Source organism: Aeromonas sp. ASNIH5, assembly GCF_002902865.1.
Classification (GTDB): domain Bacteria; phylum Pseudomonadota; class Gammaproteobacteria; order Enterobacterales; family Aeromonadaceae; genus Aeromonas; species Aeromonas caviae.
Window position 1 is genome coordinate 388,083 of the sequence record NZ_CP026122.1, and the last position, 9,783, is coordinate 397,865.

The 9,783-nt window shown below is 63.4% G+C and carries 7 protein-coding genes and 1 pseudogene; all 8 read right to left on the reverse strand.

The annotated features are described in order from the left end of the window. Positions 1–161: 161 nt before the first annotated feature. Positions 162–1,082, reverse strand: a complete 921-nt coding sequence (locus C2U30_RS01720) for a serine hydrolase (RefSeq protein ID WP_029314613.1) — start codon at positions 1,080–1,082, stop codon at positions 162–164. A gap of 350 nt (positions 1,083–1,432) precedes the next feature. Continuing rightward, positions 1,433–2,623: a heme lyase NrfEFG subunit NrfF gene (nrfF, locus tag C2U30_RS01725; RefSeq protein WP_103243036.1), complete on the reverse strand. Its 1,191-nt coding sequence runs from the start codon at positions 2,621–2,623 to the stop codon at positions 1,433–1,435. Continuing rightward, on the reverse strand, positions 2,620–3,207 hold the full coding sequence (locus C2U30_RS01730; protein WP_103243037.1) for a DsbE family thiol:disulfide interchange protein: 588 nt from the start codon (positions 3,205–3,207) through the stop codon (positions 2,620–2,622). The genes nrfF and C2U30_RS01730 overlap by 4 nt, the downstream gene beginning before the upstream one ends. Further along, a pseudogene (gene nrfE, locus C2U30_RS01735) lies at positions 3,204–5,164 on the reverse strand (heme lyase NrfEFG subunit NrfE). The gene C2U30_RS01730 and the pseudogene nrfE overlap by 4 nt, the downstream one beginning before the upstream one ends. 307 nt (positions 5,165–5,471) lie before the next feature. After that, positions 5,472–6,425, reverse strand: coding sequence for a cytochrome c nitrite reductase subunit NrfD (gene nrfD, locus C2U30_RS01740; protein WP_103243038.1), 954 nt, complete (start codon positions 6,423–6,425; stop codon positions 5,472–5,474). An 87-nt stretch (positions 6,426–6,512) separates the two neighbouring features. Next, complete coding sequence (locus tag C2U30_RS01745) at positions 6,513–7,193, reverse strand: 4Fe-4S dicluster domain-containing protein (RefSeq protein WP_103243039.1); 681 nt, start codon at positions 7,191–7,193, stop codon at positions 6,513–6,515. Further along, a complete protein-coding gene (nrfB, locus tag C2U30_RS01750; protein WP_103243040.1) occupies positions 7,190–7,804 on the reverse strand; it encodes a cytochrome c nitrite reductase pentaheme subunit in 615 nt (204 codons plus the stop codon). Before nrfB ends, C2U30_RS01745 begins: the two co-directional genes overlap by 4 nt. A gap of 51 nt (positions 7,805–7,855) precedes the next feature. Then, the gene (gene nrfA / locus C2U30_RS01755) at positions 7,856–9,301 is read right to left on the reverse strand and encodes an ammonia-forming nitrite reductase cytochrome c552 subunit (RefSeq protein WP_103244623.1); all 1,446 of its coding nucleotides are present in this window, start codon (positions 9,299–9,301) and stop codon (positions 7,856–7,858) included. Between the last annotated feature and the right edge of the window lie 482 nt (positions 9,302–9,783).

Here is a 9,783-nt window from a genome sequence, read left to right on the forward strand (position 1 = left end):
GTGGCGGCCCTGTTGATGCCCTTGGTTTCTCTCTGCCTCCTTAACGAAGCACCATACGGTCGGGATCACTGGGGGAGCAGAAAGAGGCAATAGGGGGTGATTGCCACTCATGAAAAAGGCCCCCGCACCTGCCGGTTCGGGGGCCCTTGTTCTCGTAGCCGTTACTGGCTGCTGAAGAGCCTGGGCTGGGGAGTGGACTGCGCCGTCAGGGTCATGCGGCCCGAGGTTTCCAGCCAGCTCTTGATCTTTCTGGCATCGGCGACCCGTTCATCCGTGGTGTTGGCGTGAAGCAGCACCATGACCACGGGCTCGTTGTTGACCCGGGTTCCCATCACCAGGCAGCGCCCCGCCTCGCGGATATAACCGGTCTTGGAGACCAGAATGGGCCAGCTTCCTTCCCGTACCAGGCGGTTGGAGTTGAGGTAGTGCAGCTGGCGCTTGCCGTTGCGTACCAGACGCTGCTCGGAGGCGGTGTACTGGCGGATCAGCGGGTAGGTGGATGCGGCAGCAGCCAGTTTGGCGAGATCGTGTGCGGTGGAGACGTTGCGGGGGTTGAGCCCGGTGCTGTCGGCGAAATGAGTGCTCCACATGCCGAGCATGCGGGCCTTGGCATTCATTGCTTCGATAAAGGCTTTGCGACCACCCGGGTAGTGCCGTCCCAAGGCGGAGGCGGCGCGGTTTTCAGACGACATCAGGGCGATGTGCAGCATGTCGGCGCGACTCAGACGCGAGCCCACCGCGAGGCGCGACCCGGTGCCCTTGAGTCTGTCCACGTCATCCATGGTGACGGTGAGGGTCTCGTTGAGGCGCTGATTGCCATCCAGTACCACCAGCGCTGTCATCAGCTTGGTGATGGAGGCGATGGACATCACCCGGTTGGCGTTGCGCTCTGCCAGTGTCTCGCCGGTTTTCGGGTTGACGACCACGTAGGCATCGGATCTCAGCGGCAGGTTGCTGCGGGGTTCGAGCAGGCTGTTGGTGGAAGAAGAGGTCGCAGAAAACGGGTTGGCATGGGCGCTTTCCATGCTGGCGGGAAGAAGGAAGGCGCCGAGCAGCAAGGGAAGAAAAGGACGAAGGTTCATGGTTTGACTCTACTACGACTCACAGGGACATTTGGCTAAGTTATATGACGGTAATTGACGCTTCACAACGTCTGGTGGCCGGATATTTCCATTTTATGGGCCAGCGCACCTTGAAATCCCCCGCATCGGGGCTATTGGGCCCGAAAAAGGGAGTCATAGAGGCCTGTCAGGCCATGCCAGACACGCCACTACGGGGGCGCACTATATGCTGGCGAGGGGCGGGATGACGACTCTTTTTGCACCTTTCGGCGCCTTGGGATGATGAAAAGGTTGTTCATGGCGACCATGGCGATAAAAACGGCGCCCGGCAGGGAAGATGGCCCGCTGCATTATCGCCGTTTTGCCCCGCTTCATCCTCCCATCATCCGCGCGGTCTGAATGGCCTCGATCAGTGCGGCCCGGTTGATGCGGGGACGCTCCTCGTCCAGCAACTGCTGCCAGAGGGCGATGGCCTGGGAGTAGCGGCCGTGCAGGAAGTGATCGGAGGCGAGCAGCATCAGGGCGCTCACCTCGCCCTTGTCCTGCTTGAGCGCGCTATCAAGCAGACGCAGCGCCTCCGGGGTGAGCTGCTGGCCTGCCTGGTAGTAGAGCACGGTAGCCTGGGCGGCCTGGGTCGCCGCGCTGGCGCCCCCTTCTTGCAGGGCGAGACGCTGGTAGGCAAGCAGGGCGTTGGCGTACTCGTCCCGATAGAGATAGAGCTGGCCGAGCGCCGCCCAGCCGTCGAGATCGGCGGGGTTGGCTTGCAGGCGCTGGTGCAGGGCGCCCAGCGCCTTGTCTTGCAGATCCCGCGGGCTCAATCCCGCCAGCGGATCGGGGCGCGACTGATAAGCCTGCCACGCCTGATAGCGGCCGGTGCTGGCATAAATACCGGCCATCAGCGCCAGCAGCAGGGTTCCAAGCAGTATCCAGGAGCGCAGCCAGAGCAGCGGACGGGCGGTGCGGTCCTTGGCCAGCCGCTCGCGCAGGGCCTGTTCGGCAGGTGGGGTGGCGTTGGCGAGGCGAGCCAGCTCCAGCTCCCGGTAGAGGCGGCTGTGGGGGGCAAGCCCCGCCTGCTGCTCGGCCATGATCAGCCGGTTCAGCTCGGCTCTGGGGTCGTGGGCGAGCATCCCCTCTGCTCTGTCGCCGACAAGCGGCACCCGCGCCGGTTGCCGGCGATGCAGGCTCCTGCGCAGGCGATTGAGCGCCAGCAACAGCAAGAGGGCGGGCCCCCCCCACAGCAGCGCCGTGCTGGCCTTGAAGGGGGGATCGTAGCGCACGAAATCGCCGAATCGTTCCGTCATGCGGGCGATCACCTGCTCATCAGACTGTCCCTCGTCCACCCAGCGGTAGACCTCGAGCCGCAGATCCCGGGCAATGGGGGAGTTGGACTCCACCAGATTCTGGTTCTGGCACTGGGGGCAGCGCAGGGAGCGGGCCAGCTCCTGAGCACGGGTCTGCCGCTCGGGGTGGCGAAACTCATAGGTGTCGACCCCGCTGGCAAGGGCCCCGAGGCTCAAGGCCAGCAAGAGCTGCGCTATCAGGGCGTGGCCGAGACGGCTCATGGCTTGCTCTCCTGCACTTCTCTCTCTACTTCTCTTTCCACTTCGGGCTGGCTAGCGGTGTTGCTGCGTGCCTTTGCAAGCAGGGGGGCAAACTGGCGTTGCCAGATGTCCCGGGTGAGCTCACCCGTGTGGCGGGTCAGCAGGGTGCCGTCGCCGGCGAAGAGATAGGTCTCCGGCGTGCCGTAGACGCCGAGCTCCAGCGCGAGTCGGCCGTCGGGGTCGGTCAGCACGGCGCGATAGGGGTTGCCCGCCTCGGTGAGCCAGGCGCGGGCGGCATCGCCCTTGTCCCGGTAGTTGAGGCCATAGAGGGGCACGGCGCTGGCCAGCTCACCCAGCAGCGGATGCTCGGCGCGGCAGTTGGGGCACCAGCTGGCCCAGACGTTGAGCACGAAGGGCTCCCCCTTGAGCGCCGCGGTGTGGATGGGGGCGCCGCCAAACAGATCGTCACTCTGCCACGCGGGCAGGGTGCGCCCTGCGACGGCCTCATCCTGGCTGTAGGGGTTGTTGCCAAGGCCGAGCCAGAGCAGGGCACCGAGCCCCAGGGTGAGCACGAGTGGCACGAACAGGCGCAGACGGGCGTTCATAAGGTCTCCTGTTCAAGCCGAGGGCAGGGGGCGGCAGCTGGCGCAGGATGGCTAGCCAGCAGCGGCCGGCGGGCAAGCAGGCGCAGGGCGCCGCCCGCCATCATCAGCAGGCCGCCGAGCCAGATCCAGCGCACCAGCGGCTTATGGTGCAGCCGCATGGCATAGGCGCCTGGCCCCATCTTTTCGCCAAGCACCACGTAGAGATCGCCGAGCATTCCCCATTTGATCCCGGGTTCGTTCATGTTCATGGTGCGCACGCTGTAGTGACGCCGCTCCGGCGTCAGCCGCGCCACCTCTTTACCGTCCTTATGCACGCTAAGCGTGATGCGCTCGGCGGTGTAGTTGGGGCCGATGATCGGCTCGCTCCCCTCATAGCGAAACTCGAAGGCGCCGAGCCGATAGGGCTGGCCTGCGGCGAGCACGGCGCCCCCCTCCTGACTGTGGTGATTCACCTGCGCAATGCCGAGGGCGCACACCGCCACCCCGAGGTGGGCCAGCAGGCTGCCGAACCGATTGAGGGTGAGCTCGTGCCGCGACGTCGGCTGCAAGAGCGGGAGCAGCAGGCTGGCCATCAGCCAGAGGCTCAGCACGTTGGCCGCGAGCCCGAGCCAACCGCCCCGCAGCGGCTCGGGATAGGCGAGGCTCAGCAAGGCGCCCCCCAGCAGGCCGAACAGGCATGGGAGCAGCACCTTGATGCGGCGCTGGGCTGCCAGATGCTGCCAGCGCAGGCGCGGCAGCTGGGTCATCAGCGCCATCAGGCAGAGGGCCAGCGGCACGAAGATGGTATTGAAATAGGGGGCGCCCACCGAGAGCGAGCCCAGATGGAGCGACTGGAACACCATGGGGTAGAAGGTGCCGAGCAGCACGCTGGCGCAGGCCACGCTGAGCAGCAGGATGGCGGCGCCGAGCAGCCCCTCTTTTGACAGCAGGCCAAAGCGGGCATAGGGGGCGCGAATGTCCGCCCGCAGGGCAAACAGGGTGAGGGCGCAGGTCAATAGCAAACCGAGCAGCAACAAGAGGGTGAGGCCGCGGCTGGGGTCCACCGCAAAGGCGTGCACCGAGGTGAGCACCCCGGAGCGCACCACGAAGGTGCCGAGCAGGCTCAGCGAAAAGGTGAAGATGGAGAGCAGCAGCACGGCGTGGCCGTAAGCGCCGCGCTTCTCGCACACCACCAGGGCGTGCAGCAGGGCGGTACCGAGCAGCCAGGGTAAGAGAGAGGCATTTTCCACCGGATCCCAGAACCACCAGCCGCCCCAGCCGAGCTCGTAATAGGCCCACCAGGAGCCCAGCACGATGCCGGCGGTGAGAAACACCCAGGAGCCGAGCGCCCAGGGGCGGCTCCAGTGGGCCACGGCGCCATCGAGCCGACCCGAGTGCAGCGCCGCCATGGCGAAGGCGAAGTTGACCGCAAAGCCGACGTAACCGAGATAGAGCAGGGGGGGTGGATGATAAGGCCGATATCCTGCAGCATGGGGTTGAGATCGCGCCCCTCCAGCGGCCCTGGGAACTGGCGGTCAAACGGGCTGGAGAAGATCAGGGTATAGAGGCCAAACAGCCCGACGATCAGCCCCATGATGGCCAATACCCGGGTTGTGATCAGCGGATCGACCCGCCTGGAGCAAAGGGCCACCAGGGCGCCCCACAGCCCCAGCGCAAAGACGAAGAACAGCATGGAGCCCTCGTGGCCGCCCCACACGGCCGCCAGCTTGAAACCCATGGGCAGGGCGCTGTTGGCGTGCTGGGCCACATAGACCAGGGTAAAGTCATCCTGGCCAAAACAGCTGGCGAGCAGCAGCAGGGCTGCCACCAACAGGAGCGCGACCAGGAGGGCCAGCGGTGCTGCGCAGCCCAGCAGCGGGCGTGAGGCGAGCCGCAATCCCAGCCAGGGCAGCAGCCCTTGCAGCAGGGCGAGCCCGGTCGCCAGCAACAGTGAGAGATAGCCGAGCTCCGCCAGCACACAACCTCCAGTCAATCATTCGTCTATGTTATGCCGCAGCGTCTGCACCGTACCGGCGCTGGGGGATAACATCCACATTTCTGGCAACAATCCATCGCAACAACTCATCGCAACAAATAAGCGCCAGTCACCCGAAGGGCGGCTGGCGCTTATCCCCAGCTTTCAATAACCGATTCACGATCCGTCGTGAGAGGTCGTCAGCAAGGTAAAGAGCAGCGCAGGAACCGGAGTGTATGTTAATACATGAGGATTCCGAGCAGCACATGAGCCTTGATCACGGCCTCGCAACAGGAGCGTGAACCGGTTTTTAAACTACCGTCATCTGGCCGGCATAAAGCACGAAGTAGCGCAGCAGCAGGATCCCCACCAGGGTCAGGCTGCAGACCAGTACCAGATAGCCGTTTTTGGCCCGCAGCGGCGCGGGGGCCAGCAGGGCCAGCAACTGGGGCAGCAGCATGCCGATGCCCACCACCCCGAGCCAGAACACCTGAGCCCAGAAGCCGCTGCCGATGGCGGCCCACATGGCTGCCTCCTTCTGGCCGCCACCGAAGTAGAGGCCGGTAAAGAAGCAGACCAGCAGCAACACCTCCACCGCCAGCACCGGCCGCTCGAAGCGGTGGACAAAGCTCACCCCCTGGCTGTGATGGTTCTCCTTGAACAGGGTGACCGCCAGCAAGATGGTGGAAGCGATGCCGGAGCTGACGCCGGAGATGAGGAACAGCACCGGCAGCACCGGGTTGTTCAACAGCGGATAGGTCTTGAGCGCCGACAGCAGAAAGCCGGTGTAGGCCCCCAAGAGCACGGCGAGCAGCAGCAAGAGCGGCGCCAGCAGCCGCTCGATGCGGGCGAGCCAAGCGATGAGACCATCCACAAAGGCGAACTTCTCTTGCAGCAGGTGACTGCGCAAGGTCTCGATCTCGGCCCGAAATACCACCGCCAGCCAGGCAAACAGCACCGCCATGTAGACCTGAAACAGCATGACCCCCATCGACATCACGGAGTCGAACTGGTAGTGGAACATCAGCTTCCAGAAGGTCCAGGGGCGGGCCAGGTGGAAGATGAGGATCAGTAACCCCAGCACCACGCTCACCGGCGCCAGAATGGCGGTCGCCTTGATGATGCCGCTCTCGCTGCCGGCTCCCTTGCGGCGCAGCAGCACCGAGAGGCTGGTGGCCCCGGCGGAGATGCCGAGCAGAAAGAGATAGATGGCGATTGGCCAGTCCCAGACCAGTGAAGGGAAGTGAAATGCGTCATGCAACATGATCCATTCCTCCTTCTGTTACTGCGGTAGATGGCGATCGGACAAATCCCCAGACAAGGGAGGGGAAGTGAAACGCCTCTTGCATCGTCATGACTTTATCTCCCCTTTGGGCACGCGGTACATCTTGGGCGAAGTGCCGAGTGCCTGCTTGTAGCGATAGGTGGTCTCCTTCACCAGCCGTTTGGCGATGGGGCTGTCCGGGTCATCCAGATTGCCGAACACCAGCGCCTTGGTGGGGCAGGACTCCACGCACGCCGGCTCCTTGCCCGCCGCCAGGTTGGTCTTGCGGCAAAAGTCGCACTTGTCGGCAACCTTGGTCACAGGGTTGATAAAGCGCACCTGATAGGGGCAGGCGGCCAGACAGTACATGCAGCCGACGCAGAGATCCGGGTTGACGTCGACGATGCCATCCTCCTTGCGGATATGTGAGGCACCGGTCGGGCAGACGTGCACGCAGGGAGCGTTGTCGCAGTGCTGGCAGGATTTGCGAAAGAAGTGGTACTCGGCATCGGGGAAGGTACCAATGGGGCCGGAGCGGATGATCTCGAGGCGCGAGACCCCCTCTGGCACCTGATTCACCTCCCGGCAGGCATCCATGCAGGCGGTACAGCCGATACAGGCCGTCTCGTCGTGGAGCATGCCAAAGCGCACCCCGTCGATGGTCTGGCTGTGGGCGAGGGGGGTGGCAAGGGTGCGAGTCGGCCCTGTCATCATGATGAGGGCCCCCGCACTCATCCCCGCCATGAAGTGACGGCGAGAGCAGCTCATGGTACCTCCTTGCCCGAGGTGGTGTTCGCCTTGGCCGCCTTGACGACCTCATGCTGCTTGCTGTGGCAGTCGACGCAGAGCTTGATGCGGGACTTCTCCGGAATCGCCACCATGGGCTCCTTGGCCGGGTGCAGCTGGTGGCAGCTGGTGCAGGTGAGCTTGGTGGCGTGCACGTCGTGGGCCCAGAGCGCCTCGCGCAGCGGTTTGGGTTCGTGACAGCTCATGCAGACCCCGTTCTGCTCGGCGATGGGGTAGCTCTCGGTACTCTGTTTGTCCTTGAAGCTGTCGCTAAAGCGCATCACATCCTTGACCCCTTCCCGGTGTTTGGGGGAGGGCTGACCATGGCAGTTGGTGCAGGTGACCGGCGCCAGGTTGTTGGGGTTGGTCGCCTGACCGTGCTTGCCGTGCATGCCGTATGCCTGCTCCTTGTGGCAGTCGGTACAGGCGGCATCGGGATTGCGCAAAAACTCCACCTCGTGTGTGGCAGAGACAGGTGTGGCAGGGAGGGCCGCAGGCGCGCCGGCCGCATCGGCGGCCTGGCCCTGCAGGCTGGTCAGCAGCATGGCTGCCATCAGCATCAGTCGTAAGAAATCCATTGTTAAATCACCCATAGGAAGCCTCCATCCGGCTGCGGGCCCGACACTGCAGGCCCGCATGCCTCGTCATTGTGCGAGCCGTCCGGCCGCTTTGGCCTCGGCATCCCAGGCGGGGACAGTGGTCTTGAGGAACTGGGCCTTGTCGCTGTTCATCTGCTGCATGTCCATGCCAAGAGCGGCCTGGGCCTTCTCCTTGCTGGAGATGTCAGGAATGGCGATCTCGTGGCTGATCCCCTTGGCGGCCAGCAGGCGTGCCAGCTTGGTGCGGGCGTCGGCGGCCTTGTCCAGGGCGGTTCCCAGCATGCGCAGCGCCACTTCCGGGGCGTGCATCTGCACCCCGTGGGAGGCGATGGAGAAGTCCCAGCGCCATTGGGCGTGACGGATGTCCTGCAGAATGTCCTTCATCTCGGCCTCGGTGGTGCCGGCATCCCAGGCGGCCTTGGCTTCAAAGTGGGCGTGCACCAGCTGCTTCTCGACTTTGAGCTTGAGATCGTGAATGGCATCCTTGCGCTGCTTGACCACCCCTTGCAGCATCTCTTTGCTCTGGGTGTGGCAGTTGCGGCAGGTCTGCTCGAAGCGATCGAAGGGGTTGCCTACCTTGTGATCGGTGTAGACCTTGCCCTGTTCGTTCTGCACCTTGGGCATGTGGCAGTCGACGCAGGCGACGTTGTTCTGGCCGTGAATGCCGGCGCGCCAAGTCTCGTACTCGGGGTGCTGGGCTTTGAGCATGGGGGTCTTGGAGAGGGCATGGGTCCAGTCGGCAAAGCCTATTTCATCGTAATACTGCTCCATCTGCTCCACTGTGGTGCCCTTGTCCCAGGGGAATTTCACCGCCTTGGTCGGGCCGCTGAAGTAGTACTCCACGTGGCACTGGCCGCACACCTGAGACTGCTGATCGAAGCGCCCCTGCTCCTTGAACGGCTTGCCGATGGCGGTCATGGCCCGGTCAGCATAGGGACGGGAGAGGTGCAGGGCGGGTTTGCCCTCCTTGAACTCTTTCGAGGCGGTGTCGTGGCAGTCGGCGCAGCCGATGGTGTTGACGATCTCGGGGCCGCCTTTTGCCCACATGCCCTTGAAGTAGCCATCCTCACCCTTCTCGTCGATGACGCGGGCCACGTCCGGGCCTTTGCAACTCCAGCAGGCCATGGGCAGCGGACCGTCTTCGGCGGTCTTGGGGGCGCCGGTACGCAGGGTTTCCCGCACGTCGGTCAGCGCATAGAAGTGGCCGCGTGGCTTGTTGTAATCCTTGGAGAAGGGGTAGCCGGCCCAGAGCACCACCATCTGCGGATCTTCCGCCAGGGCGTCGGTGCGTTCCTTGCTCTCGCTGGTGCCTTTCCAGCTGGTGAACTGATCGGCGTGATCCTTGGCGAACAGCTCGCTGCGCGCCTCGATCTTGCCCTTGCTTTGTGCCTCATCGGCCGCCTGTGCCAGACTGCCTGCACCCAGCAGGGCGGTCAGCAGCAGGGCTGCCAGCCCTGGTCGAAATAGCTTGTCATATGAACCCACGGTCATCACTCCCAGATAAAAGTCCATGTCGGGCCTGACCGTTCCATCTTGGTGTGGACATCTGTGCTCATCATCGACGGGCATGGCAGGCCGATCCATTGTTATGGCTGCATATAAATCGGTGTTTATGCAATTGCTCGGGGGGATAATACCAAATGGGTAAAATGGATAATTATTTATCCCCGTGGGAGTTGCGCTAGATCAATTGAGGGGGGGGAGGGATGCCAAAAGTGCGATCCAGGTGGAATTATTGAACCTCATCCGAGGGTTATTTCCACCCGTTCTCTTTTGATGAAAATAGGTAAAATCGATGTTCATCATGCTGGCGAGGAGGGCTGGGCGAGAGGCGGCGGAGAGATACACCGCATGCAGAGAGAGAATAAACTGCTGATGTTGAATTTAAATTCAATATTAAGCTTGCGAAGGGGTGAAGGGGAGGCTTCGGTTTTCCATCACCATGGTCCCTGTCAAGGGACTTTGTGACAGAA